Origin of the sequence: Dietzia sp. SL131, assembly GCF_026672565.1 — a bacterium.
Taxonomy (GTDB): domain Bacteria; phylum Actinomycetota; class Actinomycetes; order Mycobacteriales; family Mycobacteriaceae; genus Dietzia; species Dietzia kunjamensis.
Genome location: NZ_JAPPRI010000003.1, coordinates 287,799 through 307,543 on the forward strand (window position 1 = coordinate 287,799; position 19,745 = coordinate 307,543).

The window sequence follows — 19,745 nt, forward strand, 5'->3', positions numbered from 1 at the left end:
GCGCAGCCGGAGGGCCGCCGCGCGGGGCGCCGCCGGCAGTCGATCAGCCCGCGAGGCTGCGGGCGATCACCAGCCGCTGGATCTGGTTGGTGCCCTCGAAGATCTGGGTGATCTTGGCCTCGCGCATGTACCGCTCGACCGGGAACTCGCGGGTGTAACCCACACCGCCCAGGACCTGCACCGCGTCGGTCGTCACCTTCATGGCGGCGTCGGTGGCGGTGAGCTTGGCGATCGAGGCCTCCCGCGAGTACGGGCGGCCGGCGTCCTTGCGGCGGGCGGCGTCGAGGTAGGAGGCGCGGGCCGAGGCCACCGCGGCGGCCATGTCGGCGAGGAGGAAGCCCAGCCCCTGGTGGCCGATGATCGTCTTGCCGAACGCCTCGCGCTCGCGGGCATAGGCGACCGCGTCGTCGAGGGCGCGCTGGGCGATGCCGGTGGCCACCGCGGCGATCCCGAGGCGGCCGGAGTCCAGGGCCGAGAACGCGATGCGCAGGCCGTCGCCCTCCGCGCCGAGCAGGCGGTCCGCGTCGACCCGGGCGCCCTCGTACGAGGCGGTGGTGGTGGGGACGCCGTTGAGGCCCATCTTGTCCTCGGGCTTGCCGAAGTGCAGGCCCTCGGTCTCGCGCGGAATGAGCAGGCACGAGATCCCACGGGAGCCCTCGCTGGTGCGGACGAAGGTGTTGTAGACGTCCGCGATCCCGCCGTGGGTGATCCACGACTTGGTGCCGTTGACGACGAACACGGAGCCCGGGCCGTCGCCCTCCCGCTCCGCGCGGCACCGCAGGGCGGCGGCGTCCGACCCGGCCTGCGGCTCGGACAGCGAGTACGCGCCGATCTGCTCGCCGGCGAGCATTCCCGGCAACCACTCGGCCTTCTGCTCGTCGGTCCCGGCGGTGGCGAGCGGGAAGCAGGACAGGCCGTGCACGCTGGTCGCCACGGCGACGGCCGCCCAGCGGGCGCCGAGCTCCTCCAACACCTGGAGGTACACCTCGTAGGGCTGGTCGCCGCCGCCGAACTCCTCCGGGTAGGGCAGGCCCAGCAGCCCGACCTCGCCGAGCTGGGCGAACAGGCCCTGGGGGTAGGTGTGGTTCCGCTCGTGCTCGGCGGCGATCGGCTCGAGGAGTTTATCCGCGACGGAACGCGTCATCTCGAGCAGTTCGTACGCCTCGTCGCTGGGGAGCAGGCGGTCCACGGCCATGGGGGTCCTCCGGGTGCGGGTGGGGGACCGTGCGGTCCCCGGGGTCGGTCGGCTCCCATTAGAGTGCACCGCCGGGACGCGGCACGCCCAGCCCCGATAGTGGGGGTGCCCGTTGGTGGGTGCTGCTGGTGCGTCGTGGTTCACGTGCGCCACAATCTGGCGGTATGACCGAGAACACCGCGTCCACGCCCCTGTCGCCGGAGCAGTTGCTGGAAATCTACGACGTCCCCGGTGCGAGCGCCGCGGAGTTCCTGTGCGACCGCCACGCCCCCGAGGCGGTCGCCTTCACCGTCATCGACGCCGACCTGTCCGGGCGGGACATCACCTACGGCGAGCTGCGGACCGAGAGCGAGAAGGTCGCCGCGGCGCTGGCCGAGCTCGGCGTGGGCGAGCGCGACCGGGTGGCCACGCTGATGTCCAAGTCCGCGGACCTGGTGTTCACCCTCATGGGGATCTGGCGACTCGGTGCCGTCCACATGCCGCTGTTCACCGCGTTCGCGTGGCCGGCCATCGAGATGCGTCTCACCGGTGGCGACGCCAAGGTGGTCGTCTCCGACGCGGACCAGCGCGGAAAGCTCGAGAGCGTCGCCGTCCCGGTGGTCGTCGCCGGCCTGGCGGACTGCCCCGAGGCCCGAGACGGCGACCTCGACCTGGCCACGATCACCGCCGCCCAGCAGCCCTGCCTCGCCGCGGCGGTCACCGGTCCGGACGCCGGCCTGGTCATGCTGTTCACCTCCGGCACCACCGGCACCCCGAAGGGCGTCGTCGTGCCGGTGCGCGCCCTGGCCGCGTTCCACCAGTACATCGAGACGGGCCTGGACGTGCGGGCCGGCGACGTGTTCTGGAACGGTGCCGACCCGGGCTGGGCGTACGGCCTCTACTACGGCATCCTCGGCCCGCTGGCGGTCGGCCGTCGGAGCCTGCTGCTGCACGCCCGCTACAGCCCGGAGCTGGCGTTCGCGGTCCTTCAGTACTTCCACGTCACCAACTTCGCGGCCGCGCCGACCGTGTACCGCACCATGCGGGCCAAGCGGGACATCGCACCGGCCGACGTCAGACTCCGACGGGCCTCCGCCGCCGGTGAGCCGCTCACCCCCGAGGTGATCGAGTGGTCGACCGAGCAGTTCGGCGTCGAGGTGCGCGACCAGTACGGGCAGACCGAGCACGGGATGTTCATCATCAACCCGTGGCACGACTCGCTGCGGGAGGACGTGCGCCCGGGCTCCATGGGCGTGCCGCTGCCGGGCTGGTCGTGCACCGTGCTCGCCGCGGACTACGACGAGCCCGCCCCCGTGGGCGAGCTGGGCCGCGTGGCGATCGATGTCCCCGCCAGCCCCCTCATGTGGTTCACCGGGTACCACCAGGCCCCGGAGAAGACCGCCGAGCGCTTCAGCGCGGACGGGCGCTGGTACTACACCGGCGACGCCGCCAAGCTCGACGCGGACGGCCACTTCTACTTCTCGAGCCGCGACGACGACGTGATCATCATGTCCGGGTACCGCATCGGCCCGTTCGATGTGGAGTCCGTCCTGGCCAAGCACCCGGACGTGCTCGAGTCGGCGGTCATCGGCGTCCCCGACGACCTGGCCGGGGAGGTCCTCGAGGCGTACGTGGTCCTGCGCGACGGCGTGGAGGGTGGCCCGGAGGCCGAGTCCGGCCTACAGAAGTGGGTCAAGACGGAGTTCGCCGCCCACGCCTTCCCGCGCCGGATCCACTTCGTCCGCGAGCTGCCCAAGACCCCGTCGGGCAAGATCCAGCGGTTCCTGCTGCGCAAGGAGCGCGCCGGACGGGCCTGAGCGCGCCGGACAGGCCTGAGGCGGCCCGCGCCGCACGCTGCCACCGCCGGATCCGCCCCGGCCGAACGCGGTGAACGGGGTTCACACACCCCGTGGCGGGTCTACCCTCAGCACATGAAACCGGCGGCGGCTGCCCGTGCTCTCGTGTCCGCGGCGCTCGTCGTCGTCGTCCCTCTCGCCTCGGCGACCACCGCGGCGACGGCGGCGGCCAACCCGGTGATCTCCTCGGTCGCCCCCGACCCCTCCGTGCAGCGGGGCGCCGACGGGGCGTTCCACGTCCACGCGACCTCGGACGACTGGGGCGACGGCGCCGGGTCCCGCCTCATCCCGCACTTCCGGTCCTTCGACCTGGTGGAGTGGGAGTACGTGGGCGACGCGTTCGCCGCCCGGCCCGCGTGGGCCCCGCCCGGTTCGTTCCTGTGGGCGCCCGACGTCCACCTCACCGCGACGGGCGCCGTCATATACTACACGACCGGGGGCGCCGCGCCCTGTATCGGCCGGGCCACCGCGCCGGGCGTCGACGGCCCGTGGACGCACGATCCGGCGCCGATCGTCTGCCACGGCGCCCCGGAGCCGTATCAGGACCTGGATCCCATGGACCCCGAGGTGGTGGTCACCGACGCCGGCCCGGTCATGCTCATGGGGAACTTCGAGGGCATCCACGCGGTGCCGATGAACGCCACCGGCACGGCGCTGGACGGCGACCCCGTGCTCGTCGCCGGCACCGGCGTGGAGGCCCCGGCCGTGGTCACCCGTCAGGGGCGCACGCACCTGTTCACCAGCGCCGGGCTGTGCTGCGACGGGGAGGCCTCGCAGTACCGCGTGCTGGGCGGCCGCGCCGACGGGCTGTTCGGGCCGTACGAGGACAGGACCGGGCGCCCGTTGGTGCAGGCGCCGGGCGAGCCCCTTCCCGGTGACGTCATCCTGCGCGGCGACACCGACTGGGTGGGCCCGGGGCACGTGGACGTGGCCACCGACGACGCCGGCGGGGACTGGATGCTCTACCACGCCGCGCCCCGCGGCAACGCGGTGCTGCCCAGCGGCGTGCAGCGGCGCTACCTCATGCTCGACCGTCTGGACTGGGTGGGCGGCTGGCCGGTCGTCGGGGACGGCACGCCGTCGGAGGCGCGGCCCGCCGATCCGGTGGTCGCGCTCCCCGTCCGACTCACCGCGGTGGGGGAGGCGTCGCTGCGACCGGGCGACGACGGCACCGCCGCCGCCGACGACGACGACGACGAGGTGATCGACCTCTCGGTGCGGGTCGCCTCCACCGGCACCGCCTATTCCGGCGAGGTCCGGGCCACCATCACCGGCCCGAACAAGCGACGGCTCGCACTGCCGATCGTGACCGGCACCGGGGACCTGCCGGCCGTCCCGGTGAGCGTGGGCGCCGGGGCGTCGATGGACCGCCCGTTGACGCTGCGGCCGCCCGCACCGCTCGCCCCGGGACGCCACGAACTGGTGATCTCGATCGGTGCCGCGGAGGGCGGCGCGGCGCAGGAACTGGCGGTGTTCGGCCTCGAGGTCGCCCCGGACGGAACCTTGTCACTCGGATCGGGCGCACTCGGATCCGCACCGATCGGATCGTCCGGCTCCTGATCGGATGTGAGGCCGCCGTCCCGGGGTTACCGTGATCGCCAGAGCACCCCGCTGGGAGGCGTCGGGGTGACCGGCGGAGGGAGCGGGCCATGACCGGCGGGGGCACGGACGCGGGCGGCACCGACGACCGCAGGATCGTGATGGCACCACACCTGAGGGGTCTGGAGCCGGACCCCGACCGCGGGATGGAGGTCGACCAGAAGTCACCCGGCGAGCTCGACCCCGCGGTGCCGCGGGGCGAGTTCGTCCGCAGCGTGATCGGGACCATCGCCGGGCTGGCGGCGGCCGTGCTCGTGTACCTGGTCATGCCGGGCGATCTCGAACACAACGCGCGCCTCACCGCGGCGGTCGCCGTGCTCCTGGGCATCTGGTGGATGACCGAGTGCATCCCCATCCCCGCCACCGCGCTGGTGCCGCTCATCGTCTTCCCCGTCCTGGGTGAGGACGTCTCGGTCAACGACGTGGGCGCCGAGTACGGCAACAACATCATCTTCCTGTTCATGGGCGGCTTCCTCATCGCGATCGCCATGCAGCGCTGGAACCTGCACCGGCGGATCGCCCTGCTCACCGTGCGCGCGATGGGTACCCGGTCGACCCGGGTGGTCGCCGGGTTCATGATCGCCACCGCGTTCCTGAGCATGTGGGTGTCCAACACGGCCACGGCGGTGATGATGCTCCCGATCGGGGTGTCGGTGCTGATGCTCGCCTCCGAGCTCGGTGGGAAGGACCGTGCCGGTGGGAACGGCAGCGCCGGTGGGAACGACGACGAGGACGCGATCCCCCGGATGGACTCCTCGTCCGATCCGCGTTCCGAACAGGTGAAGCAGGCCGTGATCCGGTCGAACTTCGGCACCGCGCTGATGCTGGGCATCGCCTACGCGGCGTCGGTCGGCTCGCTGGCGACCATCATCGGCACCCCGCCCAACACCCTCCTCGCCGGCTACCTGGAGGGCGAGCACGACATCGTCCTGGGCTTCGGACGCTGGATGCTGGTCGGACTCCCGCTGGCGGTGGTCATGCTCGTGATCACGTGGTTCCTCCTCACCAAGGTGCTGTTCCGTCCCGAGATCGAGCGGATCCCCGGCGGTCGGGCACTGTTCGACGACGAACTGCGCAGGCTCGGCCCGACCTCGTCGGGCGAACGGCGCGTCCTGGCGGTGTTCGTCGCGGCGGCCGTGGCCTGGGTGGCCGTGCCGCTGGTGTGGGAGGACCCGCCGATCTCGGACGCCGGGATCGCGCTCACTGCCGGACTGCTGCTGTTCCTGCTGCCGGCCGGCACCGAGCGCGGGGTGCGGCTGCTCACCTGGGACGCCGCGCTGGGCCTGCCGTGGGGCGTGCTGCTGCTGTTCGGCGGCGGACTGGCACTGTCCGCACAGTTCTCCGGTTCCGGGCTCACCGGGTGGATCGGCGAGCAGGCGTCGGCGCTCGACGCGCTGCCGACCGTCGCGCTGGTGCTCGTCGCGGCCGCCGGGGTCCTGTTCCTCACCGAGCTGACGAGCAACACCGCCACCGCCGCCACGTTCCTGCCGGTGGCCGGTGGCGTCGCCCTCGGCCTGGACCTGGACCCGATGTTCCTGGCCGTCCCGGTCGCGCTGGCCGCCACCTGCGCCTTCATGCTCCCGGTGGCGACCCCGCCCAACGCGATCGCCTACGGCTCGGGATACGTGACCATCGGGCAGATGATCCGCGGCGGGATCTGGCTCAACCTGATCGGGTTGATCGCCATCACCGCGGTCACCATGACGCTGTTGGTGTGGGTGTTCGGGCTGACCGGCTGATCGTCTGACCGGCCCGCTAGCGTCGGGGGCATGCCCGTCGCACGCGAACCCTCCCGCCGCTCGGCCGTCGAGCCCTTCCATGTCATGAGCGTCCTCGCCGCCGCCGCCCGCCGGCAGGAGACCCACGGCGACGTCATCTCGCTGTGCGCGGGGCAGCCCTCGACCCCGGCCCCCGGCCCGGTGCTCGCCGCCGCCCGCCACGCCCTGGACACCGAGATCCTCGGCTACACCGAGGCGCTGGGCATCCGGCCGCTCCGCGAGGCGATCGCGGGGTACCACCGGCGGCGGGACGGGGTGGACGTGACGGCCGACGACGTCGTCGTCACCACCGGGTCCTCCGGCGGCTTCACCGTGCTGTTCCTCGCCGCGTTCGACCCCGGCGACACCGTCGTCATGGCACGCCCCGGCTACCCCGCCTACCGCAACACCCTCCAGGCCCTGGGCTGCCGGGTCCACGAGATCGCCTGCGGCCACGAGACCCGGTACCAACCCACGGTCGCGCAGCTCGAGGCGGTCACGGCGGAACTGGGGCACCCGCCCGCCGGCCTCATCGTGGCGAGCCCGGCGAACCCCACCGGCACGATCATCGACGCGGGCGAACTCGAGGCCCTCGCGCGCTGGTGCGAGGCCCACGGCACGCTGCTCGTCAGCGACGAGATCTACCACGGCGTCACCTACGGCCGGGAGTGCGCGAGCGCGTGGCAGACCAGCCGCGAAGCCGTGGTCATGGGCTCGGTGTCCAAGTACTTCTCCATGACCGGCTGGCGGATCGGCTGGATGCTGTTGCCGGAGTACCTGCGTGACCCCGTGGACCGCCTGATCGGCAACCTCACCATCTGTCCGCCCGCCGACGCCCAGTTCGCCGCCGTCGCCGCGTTCACCGAGGCCGCCGCCGCGGAGCTGGACGGCCACGTCGATCGGTACGCCCGCAACCGCGACCTGGTCCTGCGCCGACTGGGCGAGCTGGGCGTGGGGGAGATCGCGCCACCCGACGGCGCCTTCTACGCGTACTTCGACGTCTCACGCTGGACCGACGACTCGGTGGCGTGGTGCGCGGAGGTCCTCGAGCGAACAGGGGTCGCGTTGACGCCGGGCGTCGACTTCGACACCGTCGACGGTGGCCACACCGTCCGGCTGAGCTTCGCCGGCGGCACCGAGGAGATCGCCGAGGCGATGGACCGGCTGGAGGCCGTGCTCGCCCCGTAGGTACCGGCCCCGCGGGCGGCTGTGATGTACGGCCCCCGCCGGCGCCCGCGGAGCGCTACGGTCGGCGCATGGGTTCCGCCGAGATCATCACCGCCATCGTCTACGTCACCCGGCCGTGGCTGCTGGCGCAGGCTCCGCTCACGGTGGAGCAGGTCTACCTCAACGCCCGGGAGATCCTGGCCGGGTCCACCGGCGGCTCGATGATCTCCTGACCGGGCTGCGATACTGGGGGGCGTGACCGCCCAGAGCAGCAAGCCCCGCATCTCCAACGTCCTCGCCTCGCGCTACGCGAGCGCCGACCTGGCCACGCTGTGGTCCGCCGAGCACAAGATCGTGCTCGAGCGGCAGCTGTGGATCGCGGTGCTGCGCGCACAACGCGACCTGGGCATCGACGTCCCCGACGGGGTGATCGAGGCCTACGAGGCGGTGATCGACCGCGTCGACCTCGGCTCGATCGCCGAGCGCGAGCGCGTCACCCGGCACGACGTCAAGGCCCGCATCGAGGAGTTCAACGACCTCGCCGGCCACGAGCACATCCACAAGGGCATGACGAGCCGAGACCTCACCGAGAACGTCGAGCAGCTCCAGGTGGTGCGGTCACTCGAGCTCGTCCGCGACCGCGGCGTCGCCGCGGTCCGGCGTCTGGCCGAGCACGCCGTCGCCCACCGCGACACCGTGATGGCCGGGCGCAGCCACAACGTCGCCGCGCAGGCCACCACGCTGGGCAAGCGTTTCGCCTCCGCGGCCGACGAACTGCTGGTGGCGTTGGAGCGCGTGGAGTCGTTGCTCGAGCGGTACCCCCTGCGCGGCATCAAGGGCCCGATGGGCACGGCGCAGGACATGCTCGACCTCCTCGGTGGCGACGCCGCCAAGCTGGCCGAGCTCGAGGGGCGGATCGCCGAGCATCTCGGCTTCGCCCGCACCTTCGACTCGGTGGGCCAGGTCTACCCGCGGTCGTTGGACCACGAGGTCGTCTCGGCGCTCGTCCAGCTCGGCGCCGGCCCGTCGTCGTTGGCGCAGACCATCCGGCTCATGGCCGGGCACGAGCTGGTCACCGAGGGCTTCCAGCCCGGCCAGGTCGGCTCGTCCGCGATGCCGCACAAGATGAACACCCGCTCCTGCGAGCGCGTGAACGGTCTGCAGGTCGTGCTCCGCGGTTACGGCTCCATGGCCGCCGAACTCGCGGGCGCGCAGTGGAACGAGGGCGACGTCTTCTGCTCCGTGGTGCGTCGTGTCGCGCTGCCGGATGCGTTCTTCGCCCTGGACGGCATGTTCGAGACGTTCCTCACCGTGCTCGACGAGTTCGGCGCCTACCCGGCCGTGATCGACAAGGAGCTCCAGCGCTACCTGCCGTTCCTCGCCACCACGAAGGTCCTCATGGCCGCGGTGCGCGCCGGGGTCGGCCGCGAGGTCGCCCACGAGGCGATCAAGTCCAACGCGGTGGCGGTGGCGCTGGCCATGCGCGAGGAGGGCCGCGAACCCGATCTGCTGGACCGGCTCGCCGCCGACGACCGGCTGCCGCTGGATCGCGCCGCGCTCGAGGAGGCGCTCGCGGATCGTGCCGCGTTCGTCGGCGCTGCCGGCGACCAGGTCGACGCGGTCGCCGCCCGCGTCGAGGCGCTCGTGGCCCGCCACCCGGAGGCGGCCGGCTACGCGCCGGGTTCGATCCTCTGACAGCCTGTCCGTAACTCGCCGGGCCCCCCGCCCGATAAGTCCTGTACACCGACGGAGGCGGGGCCCTCCCGTCGCCGAGTGACAGGGAAGGACCACAGCATGGTCACGAGGCCCAGCGGCTCCCTCGGGGGCGCACTGTACGACGTGTTCGGGATGATCCAGGCCGGGTTCGCCACCGCCAGTTCGGCCGTCGGGATCGACCCGGGGGCGTTCATGCAGCAGTTCTACGTTCCGATCGCGTTCTCTCTGATGCCGCTCGGCGCCGGCAGCCTCATCTTGGACCAGCTCGGGATCTGAGGCCTTTGCCCGATCGGCCCCAGGCGATCGGCCTCGGCCCCGGGCGGGCTGGCACTAGTCTGTGCAGCATGCGCCAGACCCCCATCCCCGTCCCCGGCACCTCCGGCCTGCAGGCGACCCTGCACCACGCTGACCAGCCCCGGGCGTTGCTGCTGCTCGTGCACGGCTTCGCCGAGCACTCCGGCCGGTACGGGCGGACGATCCGCTTCCTCACCGACCGGGGGATCAGTGTTGCCTCCTACGATCTGCGCGGCCACGGCACGGCTCCCGGGCCCCGCGCCAAGGTGTCGATAGAGACGCACATCCGCGACAACCTCGCGGTGCGTGACGCGGTGGTGGAGTGGAGCCGGTCCGCCGAGGGCGGCGGGGCCGAGTCCCTGCCCCGGCTGCTGATGGGGCATTCGATGGGCGGGTTGATCGCGGGGGAGTCCGCGCTCCGGCGGCCGTGGGACCTCAAGGGCCTCATCCTCTCCTCGCCCGGGCTCGTCGTGGGCGAGGGGACACCGGCACCGCTGCGCGTGGCGGCGCCCGTGATCGCTCGTCTCCTGCCGTTCCTGCCGGTGGAGAAGCTCGACCCGCACGACATCTCCCGAGTGCCCGAGTACGTCGAGGACTACACCTCGGATCCGCTGGTCCACCACAAGGGCGTGCCCGCGGTGACGGCGGGGACGATGCTCGCCGGCGGCCTCAAGTTCATCGAGCGGTCGCCGGCACTGCGGTTGCCGACGCTGATCCTCAACGGCTCGGCCGACACCATCACCTACCCGTCGGGCGCGCGGCGCTTCGCGCAGATCGCCGGTTCGGACCGCGACCCGCGCCCGGAGATCACCTACCGGGAGTTCGAGGGCGGCCTCCACGAGCTGTTCAACGACCTGTGCGCCGAGGACGCGTACGCGGCGTTGGGGGAGTGGCTCGAGGCCCGACTGGGCTGAGTCCGACCAACCACGGGTGGGGGCCGACGGTCTCGACTCGGGACGTGGGCGTCCGGCTACGCTGGCCGTCATGCGACCCGATCTCTCCTCTTACCGCCATCTCGTCTCCGGAAAGGTCCGCGAGCTGTACGAGATCGACGGTGAGACGCTCCTCCTGGTGGCCACCGACCGCATCTCCGCCTACGACCACGTCCTCGGCACGCCCATCCCGGACAAGGGCCGCGTGCTCACCGCGATGAGCGCCTACTTCTTCGACGCCCTCGACGTGCCCAACCACCTGGCCGGGACGCTGGACGACGAGCGCATCCCGCTCGAGGTGCTCGGCCGCGCGATGGTGGTCCGTCGACTCGACATGGTTCCGGCCGAGTGTGTGGCCCGCGGTTACCTGACCGGGTCGGGGATGACCGAGTACCGGGAGTCGGGGACCGTGTGTGGCATCGAGCTGCCCGGGGGCCTGGTCGAGGCCAGCCGACTGCCCGAGCCGATCTTCACCCCGGCCACCAAGGCGGCGGTGGGGGATCACGACGAGAACATCTCGTTCGATCAGCTCACCGGGATCGTCGGGACCGAGCTGGCCGAGCAGCTGCGTACGGCGACGCTGGACGTCTACGCGCGGGCCGCGGAGATGGCGGCCGAGCGCGGAGTGCTGCTGGCCGACACCAAGTTCGAGTTCGGCCTGGTCGACGGGGAGCTGATCCTGGCCGACGAGGTGCTCACCCCGGACTCATCGCGCTACTGGCCCGCTGACGAGTATTCGCCGGGCCGTGTGCAACCGAGCTTCGACAAGCAGTACGTGCGGAACTGGTTGACGGGCCCGGAGGCGGGCTGGAACTCCGATGCCGACACCCCGCCACCGGCTCTGCCGCAGGAGGTCGTGGACGCGACCCGGGCGCGCTACATCGAGGCCTACGAGCGCATCTCGGGCCGCTCGTTCGCCGACTGGATCGGGGGCGACGCAGCGTGAGCTCCACCGAGACGACCGACACCGACACCGCAGCCACCGACACCGCCGCCGCCGCGACCGCCACCACAGCCACCACCACGGGGCAGACGCCCACGCCGCCGCAGGCCGAGCGCCGTCCCTTCCGTCGCGAGCACCACGGCCGCGTCTTCGTCGACGACTACGAGTGGTTGCGCGACAAGGACGCTCCCGCGACCCGTGCCTACCTCGAGGCGGAGAACGCCTACACCGATGCGATGACCGCCGACCTCAAACCCCTGGAGGACGAGGTCTACGAGGAGATCCGCTCCCGCGTCAAGGAGACCGACATGTCGGTTCCGGTGCGCGCCAGCGGCTGGTGGTACTTCTCGCGCACCGAGGAGGGCCGCTCGTACGCCAGGCACTGTCGGGTCCCGGTCCCGCAGCAGTTCGTCGACGACCCGTCGGACCCTGCGGGCTGGGTTCCGCCCGAGGTCTCCCCGGGCGTGGAGTTGCCGGGTGAGCAGTTGCTCCTCGACGGAAACGCCGAGGCGGAGGGTCACGACTACTTCGCGCTGGGCGCGTTCTCGGTCAGCCACGACGGCCGCGCACTGGCGTGGGCCACCGATACCGAGGGCGACGAGCGGTACACGCTGCGCTTCCGCTCGCTCGACCCGGACTACACGGCCCCGGACGAGGAGATCTCCGGGATCGCCGCCGGCGTGACCTGGTCCCGCGATGGCCGGTACGTCTTCTACGTCACCGTCGATGACGCCTGGCGACCGGACACGGTGTGGCGTCACCGGCTGGGCACGACGAGGGACGACGACGACAAGGTCTTCCACGAGCCCGACGAGTCCTACTGGATCGGGGTCGGCGAGACACGCAGCGAGAAGTTCCTGCAGATAGCGGCGGGGTCCAAGATCACCACCGAGGTGTGGTGCCTGGACTCGAACGATCCCGCCGGTGAGTTCTGGTGCGTCCGGCCGCGGCAGGAGGGCGTCGAGTACGACGTCGAGCACGCGGTCGTCGGTGGCGAGGACCGGTTCATCATCACCCACAACGACGGCGCCCCGAACTACGAGGTGGTCGAGGCGCCTGTCGGTCCGATCGAGGGCGAGCTGCGGGATCTGCGCACGCTGGTGGCCCACCGCGACGACGTCCGGGTGGAGGGCGTGGACGCCTTCGCGCGCGTGCTGGTGCTGGGGTACCGCGAAGCGGCGCTGCCGCGGTTCGCGCTGATGCCGCTCGAGCAGGGGTCCACGGCGGGAGTCGAGGCGTACGGGCGGTTCGAGCCCGTCGAGTTCGACGAGGAGCTGTACACCTCCGGTCCGGGGTCCAACCCGGAGTGGGACTCGCCGGTCCTGCGGTTCGGCTTCGGTTCGTTCGTCACGCCGGGCCGGGTCTACTCGCTCGACCTCGCCTCGGGGGAGCGGACGCTGCTGCGTGAGCAGGAGGTGCTCGGCGGGTACGACCCGAGCGGCTACGTCCAGCGACGCGACTGGGCGACGGCCGCGGACGGCACCCGGGTGCCGATCTCGCTGGTGATGTCCACCGGCACCGCCGCCCGCGTCGATGCCGGCGAGCAGGTGCCGACGCTGCTGTACGGCTACGGCTCGTACGAGACCAGTATCGATCCCGCGTTCTCGGTGGCGAGGCTCTCGCTGCTCGACCGGGGGATGGCCTTCGCCGTGGCGCACGTGCGGGGCGGCGGTGAGATGGGTCGGCTCTGGTACGAGAACGGCAAGACGCACACGAAGCGCAACACCTTCACCGACTTCGTCGACTGTGCGCGACACCTGGTCGACTCCGGGCTCACCTCCCCGGACCGGCTGGTCGCCGAGGGCGGCAGTGCCGGTGGACTACTGATGGGGGCGGTCGCGAACCTGGCCCCCGAGTTGTTCGCGGGCATCCAGGCCGTGGTGCCGTTCGTCGACCCGCTCACCTCGATCCTCATGCCGGAGCTGCCGCTGACGGTGATCGAGTGGGACGAGTGGGGCGATCCGCTGCACTCCGAGGAGGTCTACGACTACATGGCCTCGTACGCCCCGTACGAGAACATCGAGGCCAAGGACTATCCGGCCATCCTCGCGGTGACCTCGCTCAACGACACCCGGGTGCTGTACGTGGAGCCCGCCAAGTGGGTGGCCAGGCTGCGGGCGGTGTCCCCGTCGGCCAACTCGGCGGACCGGCCGGTGCTGCTGCGCTGCGAGATGAGCGCGGGTCACGGGGGAGTGTCCGGGCGCTACGAGCGGTGGCGTCAGACCGCGTTCGAGTACGCGTGGACCCTCCGCACGGCGGGCGCAGGCTAGACCCGCCCGGCGCCCACCCCACCCCGAGGATCCGCTACTCCAATTCGGGATCCGCTAGTCCCATCGGGGTAGCGGATCCCGAATCGGAGTAGCGGATCTCCTGGGGATCAGGCGGTGTGGTCGGCGGCGGCGGGCGCGAAGTCGTCCGCGCTCTCGGGGGGCATGGTGCGGGTCATCGCGGCTGCGGGAATGACCGCCCCGGCCAGGAACGTGAGGATGCCGAGGCCTCCCATCACATAGGCGAGCCGGTGTCCGTCGCCGATCTCGAAGCTCGAACCGAAGATCAGCACCATCGAGATCACGAACAGTCCGCCGGTGACCAGCGAGAGTGCCCGCGAGCGCGCCTGCAGGAGCGTTGCCAGCTCGAACTCGTCCAGGTATCGGGCGGGGGCGGTGTCCTTGGAGTCGATGGCGATGCGCAGCATCGTCCAGACGACGCAGATCACCACGGTCATGGGGAGCCAGGCCAGGATGATCGGGAACCAGAAGTAACCCGCCACCGCGATCGCGGCCATGATCGCCAGGCTCGCCCAGTTCAGGCGGACGAGCAGTCGGCGACGTCCCGGGGTACGCCACGACGGGAGTCTGCCCTCCGTCCGGGTCTGCATCTTCTCGAATCGCTGCTCGGATCGGGTGAGGGTGTCGACGCGGTTGGAGGTCATGATCGGTCCTCTCGGGTGGGGCGGTAGATCTCGGCGGACATCGGTCGGAACTCCTCGCGGGAGAACACGGCCTCGACCGGCAGGTCGAAGACCGCGCAGATCCGGAAGGCCAGATCCAGGCTCGGGTAGTGGTCGCCTCTCTCGAGCGCCCCCACGGTCTGGGGGTTGACCTCGATCTGCTCGGCGAGCGCCGCACGGCTCAGGCGGCGCTCGGCCCGCAACACGGCGATTCGGTTGTGAATGGGGAGCTTTTCTCCCCGTCGGACTGGGCTCATGTTTCTAAGTGTTGGGAAAACCCAACGATTTGTCAATGGTCCGTTGTGGGTAGGCTGGATCACATGAGTAGCGGAAGCATTCACGACATCTCGTTCACCACCATCGACGGCGAGCAGGCCAGCATGGGCGACTACGCGGGCCACGCGGTCCTCGTGGTCAACGTCGCCAGCGAGTGCGGGCTCACCCCGCAGTACGAGGGGCTGCAGGAGTTGGCGGACGACTACCGCGACCGCGGCCTCTTCGTGATCGGGTTCCCCTGCAACCAGTTCATGGGCCAGGAGCCGGGTGACGAGGACGCCATCAAGGAGTTCACCTCCGGCAAGTACGGGATCACCTTCCCGCTCGCGGCCAAGGTCGACGTCAACGGGCCCGACCGACACCCGCTCTACGTCGAGCTCACCAAGGTGGCCGACTCCGACGGTGAGGCGGGGGACGTGCAGTGGAACTTCGAGAAGTTCCTGCTCTCGCCCGAGGGGGAGGTCGTCGGACGGTTCCGTCCCAAGGTCGAGCCCGGAGCCCCCGAACTGGTGGACGCGCTCGAGGAGACACTTCCGATCTGACCGCGCCGGCGGGGATATCGGTCTCGGCACTGTGTCGGGTCGGCACTATGTCGGTCTCGGTACTGTGTCGGGCTCGGCAATCTGGAGTACACCTCGCCGTCGTCACCGCGTCATCACTCCCTGACACGATCCCCCCATGACCCCGCGCCTCATCGTCTCGGTCTCGGGACTCCGCGACACCACCCTCGACCACGCCGTCGACCTGGTCGGCGACCTCGAACGTCGATCCGTGCCGGTCTCGCTGCTCGTCGCCCCGCGGCGGGGGCGCGAGTACCGACTCGCCGACGACGACGGCACCCAGGAGTGGCTGCGGCATCGCCGTCGGCGGGGCGACGCCATCGTGCTGGGCGGTTACGACGACGCGGCGACCAGGCCCCGCAGGCCCGAGTTCGCCTCGATCGGACCCGCCGAGGCCGCCGTGCGTCTCACCGCCGCCGACCGGCTCATGGCGGAGATGGGCCTGCGGACCCGGGTGTTCGCCCCGCCGCGCTGGAACGCCTCCCCGGGATGCCTCCGGGCACTCCCCGGAGCGGGCTTCCACATCTGCGCCGCGCTGACCGGGATCCACGACCTCCCGCGCGGCACCACCGAGCGGGGTCGGGCGCTCTCGATCGGCGAGGGGTTCGTCGCCGACGCCTGGTGGTGCCGGGCCCTCGTCGCCGCGGCAGGGCGCACCGCCGAGGCCGGCGGGACGGTCCGGCTCAACGTCGCGGCCGGGCAACTCTCGCGCCGGGCACCCCGGTCGGCGCTGCTCGACGCGGTCGACGCGGTCGTCGGCGAGCACGGTGCGCGGCCCGCCCGCTACGAGTGGTCACCGGTCGCGCTTGTGGGTGCCGCGTGAGCTTTCGGTCCGGCGACCAGCGGCGGGTAGGATCGACCAGTGAGTCCCGGCCGGTCCGGGATCATTCCGCGTAGCCGTCCGATCGAGGAGTTCCCACCGTGGCCCGAGTCGTCGTCGAAGTCATGCCCAAGGCCGAGATCCTCGATCCGCAGGGTCAGGCCATCCACCGAGCCCTCGGCCGTCTGGGCCACGGCGGCGTCACCGACGTACGGCAGGGCAAGCGGTTCGAACTCGAGATCGCCGACGGTGTGACGGAGGCCGAGCTCGAGGAGATCGCTTCGTCCCTCCTGGCCAACACCGTGATCGAGGACTGGAAGGTCGTCCGCGTGGACACCGCGGAGGCGGCCTCGTGACCGCACGGATCGGCGTCATCACCTTCCCCGGCACGCTCGACGACATCGACGCCTCCCGTGCCGTCACCCGGGCCGGGGCCGAGGCCGTCTCCCTGTGGCACGCCGACGCTGACCTCAAGGGCGTCGACGCCGTGGTGGTCCCCGGCGGCTTCTCCTACGGCGACTACCTGCGGTGCGGTGCCATCGCCTCGATGGCCCCCGTCATGGAGGAGGTCATCTCGGCCGCCAACGGCGGCATGCCCGTGCTGGGGATCTGCAACGGTTTCCAGATCCTGTGCGAGGCCGGGCTGCTCCCCGGCGCAATGGGCCGCAACCGAGACATGCACTTCATCTGCCGCGACGAGTGGCTGCGGGTGGAGAACAACGGCACCGCCTGGACCTCCCGGTTCGAGCAGGATGCCGAGATCCTCATCCCGCTCAAGTCCGGCGAGGGCCGCTACATGGCCACGCCCGAGACCATCGAGCAGCTCGAGGCGGAGGGGCGCGTGGTCTTCCGCTTCGCCGGAGACGCCCCCAACGGCTCCACCAACAACATCGCCGGCATCAGCTCCGCGAACGGTCGCGTGGTGGGTCTCATGCCGCACCCCGAGCACGCGATCGACCCGCTGACCGGGCCCTCCGACGACGGGCTGGGCCTGTTCCTGTCCGCACTGGACACGATCGTGAGGGTCTAGACGACACCAGGTTTAGACGATGCACCGCGGCTGACGCGGCGCGGTGCACGCGCCGCCAACCGCGCGCAGCGCGTCCATGACGAAGGGCCCGCCGGAATCTCTCCCGACGGGCCCCTTGTCCTGAAAGCGTCGAATCAGACGGGGAGGCCAGCGCTGCCGGTGCTCCCGAGGTCGCCGCCCAGGCCGCCGACGAAGGCCAGGAGCAGGTTCGGCAGGATGAAGAGCGCCTGGGCGATGGTGTCGATGGCCGACGAGCCGGTCAGGCCGCCTTCCAGGCTGCCGACGAGCTCAGCGCTGAGGGGGGCGGTGGCGTCGGCGATCGAACCGGTGAGGTCCATGGGTTCTCCTTTATTTAGTTCGCCCCTGGAATGGCGGGGCGACGTGCGGCGACCCGGGTGGTCACGCGCATAGGGAGAATTTTGCACAGGTACCTGGGAATTCATTTAGATTCGCCAGGAATGTGTCACGTGTCACCTAATGTACATGGTGAATACAAGGGGGCGCGCCGCCCGGCGGTCGGGCGGCGCGTCGCTGCCGCTCAAGGGATTCATTGGGGCGACGTTCTCCGGCCGAGGGCGCTACGGCCCCCAGGTGCTGCCGATGTCGGCGCCCGCCATGGCGGCCAGGCTCCCGAAGAGCGAGGGGAGCGAGAAGAGGGTGCCGAGGATCGTGTCGATCGCCGACGAGCCGGTGGGGCCCCCGGCGAGGCTTCCTCCTAGCGTCATACTAAGCGGCGCTGTGGCGTCATAGATGGAACCGGTGAGGTCCATAGGTGTCTCCTTGGTTGGTGGGTGGCGGATTCGGTCAGGCGCCGGTGGTGCTGCCCAGGTCGGCGCCGATCCCGGCGATGACGCTGAGCAGGTAGCCGGGCGCCGCCGTCAGGGCGAAGGCGACAGTGTCGATGAACGATGAACCCGTGAGGCCGATGGCGCTGCCCGTTGCCTGGGCGCTCAGGGGAGCGGTGGCGTCGAAGATCGAGCCGGTGAGATCCATGTGTGGCTCCTTGGTTGACTACGTCGTGTTGCCGCCCCGGGGAGGGCGGCCGCGACGGCCCGGATGGTCGTCGCGCACCCGGAACGCCGGGACAATGAGAAGTGTCTCACCAAGTGGCGACCAAGTCGCCCGGGGAAATCACAATGTGATATTAGGCCGGCGAACATCCGGCGGCACCGGGCTGGGAGTGCGCGGTCGAGTTCTCCACCGGTGATGCCGTGATGTGCGGCGGGGATGGGGCGGCCCCCTCGAAACCCGGGTGGCCGCGGCCCCCTGCGCGGGAGTCGGCAGGCTCGTCGTTACCGGGGCGGCCATCGAGTTGACCGGTGGTCCAGGTCGTTGCAGTCAGGTTTCGGGGCGCGATCCACCGTCGTCGCGGCGTGAGTGGCCCGATTGGCGCCGAACCCGCGTCGACTGCGGCCGATGCGGTAGAACCGTGGGATGAGCGAAACCAGTAACCAGCCCGTCTCCGCCTCCGACAAGGCCGACCGGCCGTTCGACATCGTCCTCTACGGTGCGACCGGGTTCACCGGGGGACTGGTGGCCGAGTACCTGTTGCGGCACATGCCCGAGGGTGGTTCCTGGGCGGTGGCGGGCCGGAACCGGACCAAGCTGGACGCGATCGTCGCCCGACTGGCCACCGAGATGCCCGACGTCCCCGCGCCCGGGGTCGTCGTCGCGGACACCGACGACGCGCGCTCGCTGGCGGAGATGGCACGGTCCGCTCGCGTCATCATCACCACCGTCGGCCCGTACCTCGAGTACGGCGAGCCCCTGGTGGCCGCCTGCGCCGAGGCCGGAACCGATTATGTCGACCTGACCGGCGAGCCCGAGTTCGTGGACCGCATGTACCTCGAGTATCACGACGCGGCCGTGGCCTCCGGCGCACGGATCGTCCACGCCTGCGGCTTCGACTCGATCCCCCACGACCTGGGCGTGTTCTACACCATGAAGCAGGTGCCCGAGGGTGTGCCGGCGGTGATGTACGGGGCCGTCCACGCGGACGCCCAGTTCTCCGGCGGAACCTTCCACTCGGCCATCGGCCAGTTCGCGCGCCTGCGGGACGCGGCGAAGACCGCCAAGCTGCGGCGCCAGAAGGAGGGCAGGGTCGCCGACCGGCGGATCAAGTCGGTCCAGGGCAAGCCGCACCGGGACAGCGTGCTGGGCCGCTGGCTCGTGCCGCTGCCGACCATCGACCCGCAGATCGTCCTGCGGTCGGCCGCAGCCCTCGAGAGCTACGGGCCGGACTTCACCTACTCGCACTACGCGTCGGTCGGCTCGCCCGTCACCGCCACGGCCGGCATGGTCGGTGTCGGCGCGCTCGCGCTCGGCTCGCAGGTCGGCCCCATCCGGTCGCAGATCCTCAAGCGGATCGACCGCGGGGCCGGGCCGAGCGAGTCCCGCCGGGCCCGGTCATCGTTCGACGTCACGTTCGTCGCGCTCGCCGGCGGACGTCGGATCGTCACCCGGGTCTCGGGGGGCGACCCGGGGTACACCGAGACGTCGATGATGCTCGCCGAGTCGGGTCTGAGCCTGGCGTTCGACGACCTGCCCGCGCTCTCGGGTCAGCTCACCACGGCCCAGGCCATGGGTGACGCTCTGCTGGACCGGGTCCAGCGCGGCGGCCTGACGTTCGAGGTCCTGTCGACGTAGGTCGGACCCCGGGCGGCCCCGCACG

The 19,745-nt window shown here is 71.2% G+C and carries 21 protein-coding genes; 15 read left to right on the forward strand and 6 right to left on the reverse strand.

The features are described 5' to 3' along the window. Positions 1–43: 43 nt before the first annotated feature. Positions 44–1,195, reverse strand: a complete 1,152-nt coding sequence (locus tag OVA21_RS02055; protein WP_163375509.1) for an acyl-CoA dehydrogenase family protein — start codon at positions 1,193–1,195, stop codon at positions 44–46. Between the two features lie 164 nt (positions 1,196–1,359). On the opposite strand from OVA21_RS02055, the gene OVA21_RS02060 reads away from it, so the two are divergent. The 10 genes from OVA21_RS02060 (at position 1,360) to OVA21_RS02105 (ending at position 13,708) form a co-directional block, all read left to right on the forward strand. Then, positions 1,360–2,991 carry an AMP-binding protein gene (locus OVA21_RS02060; protein WP_268091665.1) on the forward strand — a complete coding sequence of 544 codons (1,632 nt, stop codon included), beginning with the start codon at positions 1,360–1,362 and terminating at the stop codon, positions 2,989–2,991. A 114-nt stretch (positions 2,992–3,105) separates the two neighbouring features. After that, the gene (locus OVA21_RS02065; protein WP_268091666.1) at positions 3,106–4,590 is read left to right on the forward strand and encodes a family 43 glycosylhydrolase; all 1,485 of its coding nucleotides are present in this window, start codon (positions 3,106–3,108) and stop codon (positions 4,588–4,590) included. Positions 4,591–4,679: 89 nt separating this feature from the next. After that, positions 4,680–6,368: an SLC13 family permease gene (locus OVA21_RS02070; RefSeq protein ID WP_268091667.1), complete on the forward strand. Its 1,689-nt coding sequence runs from the start codon at positions 4,680–4,682 to the stop codon at positions 6,366–6,368. Positions 6,369–6,398: 30 nt separating this feature from the next. Continuing rightward, entirely contained in the window at positions 6,399–7,574 is a 1,176-nt protein-coding gene (locus OVA21_RS02075; RefSeq protein WP_268091668.1) for an aminotransferase class I/II-fold pyridoxal phosphate-dependent enzyme, read from the forward strand. A gap of 68 nt (positions 7,575–7,642) precedes the next feature. Beyond that, positions 7,643–7,786 carry a hypothetical protein gene (locus OVA21_RS02080; RefSeq protein WP_156776009.1) on the forward strand — a complete coding sequence of 48 codons (144 nt, stop codon included), beginning with the start codon at positions 7,643–7,645 and terminating at the stop codon, positions 7,784–7,786. Between the two features lie 22 nt (positions 7,787–7,808). Further along, positions 7,809–9,248, forward strand: coding sequence for an adenylosuccinate lyase (gene purB / locus OVA21_RS02085; protein WP_132064011.1), 1,440 nt, complete (start codon positions 7,809–7,811; stop codon positions 9,246–9,248). Positions 9,249–9,347: 99 nt separating this feature from the next. Beyond that, positions 9,348–9,545: a hypothetical protein gene (locus OVA21_RS02090; RefSeq protein ID WP_132064010.1), complete on the forward strand. Its 198-nt coding sequence runs from the start codon at positions 9,348–9,350 to the stop codon at positions 9,543–9,545. Between the two features lie 68 nt (positions 9,546–9,613). Beyond that, on the forward strand, positions 9,614–10,477 hold the full coding sequence (locus OVA21_RS02095; RefSeq protein ID WP_268091672.1) for an alpha/beta hydrolase: 864 nt from the start codon (positions 9,614–9,616) through the stop codon (positions 10,475–10,477). Between the two features lie 70 nt (positions 10,478–10,547). Then, complete coding sequence (locus tag OVA21_RS02100; protein WP_268091673.1) at positions 10,548–11,441, forward strand: phosphoribosylaminoimidazolesuccinocarboxamide synthase; 894 nt, start codon at positions 10,548–10,550, stop codon at positions 11,439–11,441. After that, entirely contained in the window at positions 11,438–13,708 is a 2,271-nt protein-coding gene (locus OVA21_RS02105; RefSeq protein ID WP_268091674.1) for a S9 family peptidase, read from the forward strand. The genes OVA21_RS02100 and OVA21_RS02105 overlap by 4 nt, the downstream gene beginning before the upstream one ends. Before the next feature lie 107 nt (positions 13,709–13,815). On the opposite strand, the gene OVA21_RS02110 is transcribed toward OVA21_RS02105, so the two are convergent. Together OVA21_RS02110 and OVA21_RS02115 are read right to left on the reverse strand one after the other, a co-directional pair. Beyond that, positions 13,816–14,370: a hypothetical protein gene (locus tag OVA21_RS02110; RefSeq protein ID WP_268091675.1), complete on the reverse strand. Its 555-nt coding sequence runs from the start codon at positions 14,368–14,370 to the stop codon at positions 13,816–13,818. Next, complete coding sequence (locus OVA21_RS02115; protein ID WP_069389637.1) at positions 14,367–14,645, reverse strand: helix-turn-helix transcriptional regulator; 279 nt, start codon at positions 14,643–14,645, stop codon at positions 14,367–14,369. Before OVA21_RS02115 ends, OVA21_RS02110 begins: the two co-directional genes overlap by 4 nt. 63 nt (positions 14,646–14,708) lie before the next feature. Between OVA21_RS02115 and OVA21_RS02120 the strand changes: the two genes are divergently transcribed. From OVA21_RS02120 to purQ, 4 genes are all read left to right on the forward strand, one after another. Next, positions 14,709–15,206, forward strand: coding sequence for a glutathione peroxidase (locus OVA21_RS02120; protein WP_069389636.1), 498 nt, complete (start codon positions 14,709–14,711; stop codon positions 15,204–15,206). Between the two features lie 136 nt (positions 15,207–15,342). After that, a complete protein-coding gene (locus OVA21_RS02125) occupies positions 15,343–16,047 on the forward strand; it encodes a DUF2334 domain-containing protein (protein WP_163377134.1) in 705 nt (234 codons plus the stop codon). 98 nt (positions 16,048–16,145) lie between these two features. Next, on the forward strand, positions 16,146–16,400 hold the full coding sequence (gene purS, locus OVA21_RS02130; protein ID WP_069388988.1) for a phosphoribosylformylglycinamidine synthase subunit PurS: 255 nt from the start codon (positions 16,146–16,148) through the stop codon (positions 16,398–16,400). Beyond that, on the forward strand, positions 16,397–17,074 hold the full coding sequence (purQ, locus tag OVA21_RS02135; protein ID WP_268091677.1) for a phosphoribosylformylglycinamidine synthase subunit PurQ: 678 nt from the start codon (positions 16,397–16,399) through the stop codon (positions 17,072–17,074). The genes purS and purQ overlap by 4 nt, the downstream gene beginning before the upstream one ends. A gap of 134 nt (positions 17,075–17,208) precedes the next feature. Here purQ and OVA21_RS02140 read toward each other — a convergent pair whose 3' ends face one another. The 3 genes from OVA21_RS02140 to OVA21_RS02150 all read right to left on the reverse strand — a co-directional run bounded on the left by OVA21_RS02140 (position 17,209) and on the right by OVA21_RS02150 (position 18,067). Continuing rightward, entirely contained in the window at positions 17,209–17,412 is a 204-nt protein-coding gene (locus OVA21_RS02140; RefSeq protein ID WP_268091678.1) for a hypothetical protein, read from the reverse strand. A 240-nt stretch (positions 17,413–17,652) separates the two neighbouring features. Continuing rightward, on the reverse strand, positions 17,653–17,844 hold the full coding sequence (locus OVA21_RS02145; RefSeq protein ID WP_268091679.1) for a hypothetical protein: 192 nt from the start codon (positions 17,842–17,844) through the stop codon (positions 17,653–17,655). Between the two features lie 34 nt (positions 17,845–17,878). Next, positions 17,879–18,067 (reverse strand): hypothetical protein, encoded by a 189-nt coding sequence (locus OVA21_RS02150; protein WP_268091680.1) that lies wholly within the window; start codon positions 18,065–18,067, stop codon positions 17,879–17,881. Between the two features lie 441 nt (positions 18,068–18,508). Between OVA21_RS02150 and OVA21_RS02155 the strand changes: the two genes are divergently transcribed. Further along, positions 18,509–19,720 carry a saccharopine dehydrogenase family protein gene (locus OVA21_RS02155; protein ID WP_268091681.1) on the forward strand — a complete coding sequence of 404 codons (1,212 nt, stop codon included), beginning with the start codon at positions 18,509–18,511 and terminating at the stop codon, positions 19,718–19,720. The last annotated feature ends 25 nt before the right edge of the window (positions 19,721–19,745 follow it).

Coding starts and splice junctions, on each gene's coding strand:
- OVA21_RS02055 (WP_163375509.1), bottom strand. CDS start 1,195: ATGGCCGTGGACCGCCTGCTCCCCAGCGACGAGGCGTACGAACTGCTC.
- OVA21_RS02060 (WP_268091665.1), top strand. CDS start 1,360: ATGACCGAGAACACCGCGTCCACGCCCCTGTCGCCGGAGCAGTTGCTG.
- OVA21_RS02065 (WP_268091666.1), top strand. CDS start 3,106: ATGAAACCGGCGGCGGCTGCCCGTGCTCTCGTGTCCGCGGCGCTCGTC.
- OVA21_RS02070 (WP_268091667.1), top strand. CDS start 4,680: ATGACCGGCGGGGGCACGGACGCGGGCGGCACCGACGACCGCAGGATC.
- OVA21_RS02075 (WP_268091668.1), top strand. CDS start 6,399: ATGCCCGTCGCACGCGAACCCTCCCGCCGCTCGGCCGTCGAGCCCTTC.
- OVA21_RS02080 (WP_156776009.1), top strand. CDS start 7,643: ATGGGTTCCGCCGAGATCATCACCGCCATCGTCTACGTCACCCGGCCG.
- OVA21_RS02090 (WP_132064010.1), top strand. CDS start 9,348: ATGGTCACGAGGCCCAGCGGCTCCCTCGGGGGCGCACTGTACGACGTG.
- OVA21_RS02095 (WP_268091672.1), top strand. CDS start 9,614: ATGCGCCAGACCCCCATCCCCGTCCCCGGCACCTCCGGCCTGCAGGCG.
- OVA21_RS02100 (WP_268091673.1), top strand. CDS start 10,548: ATGCGACCCGATCTCTCCTCTTACCGCCATCTCGTCTCCGGAAAGGTC.
- OVA21_RS02110 (WP_268091675.1), bottom strand. CDS start 14,370: ATGACCTCCAACCGCGTCGACACCCTCACCCGATCCGAGCAGCGATTC.
- OVA21_RS02115 (WP_069389637.1), bottom strand. CDS start 14,645: ATGAGCCCAGTCCGACGGGGAGAAAAGCTCCCCATTCACAACCGAATC.
- OVA21_RS02120 (WP_069389636.1), top strand. CDS start 14,709: ATGAGTAGCGGAAGCATTCACGACATCTCGTTCACCACCATCGACGGC.
- OVA21_RS02125 (WP_163377134.1), top strand. CDS start 15,343: ATGACCCCGCGCCTCATCGTCTCGGTCTCGGGACTCCGCGACACCACC.
- OVA21_RS02140 (WP_268091678.1), bottom strand. CDS start 17,412: ATGGACCTCACCGGTTCGATCGCCGACGCCACCGCCCCCCTCAGCGCT.
- OVA21_RS02145 (WP_268091679.1), bottom strand. CDS start 17,844: ATGGACCTCACCGGTTCCATCTATGACGCCACAGCGCCGCTTAGTATG.
- OVA21_RS02150 (WP_268091680.1), bottom strand. CDS start 18,067: ATGGATCTCACCGGCTCGATCTTCGACGCCACCGCTCCCCTGAGCGCC.
- OVA21_RS02155 (WP_268091681.1), top strand. CDS start 18,509: ATGAGCGAAACCAGTAACCAGCCCGTCTCCGCCTCCGACAAGGCCGAC.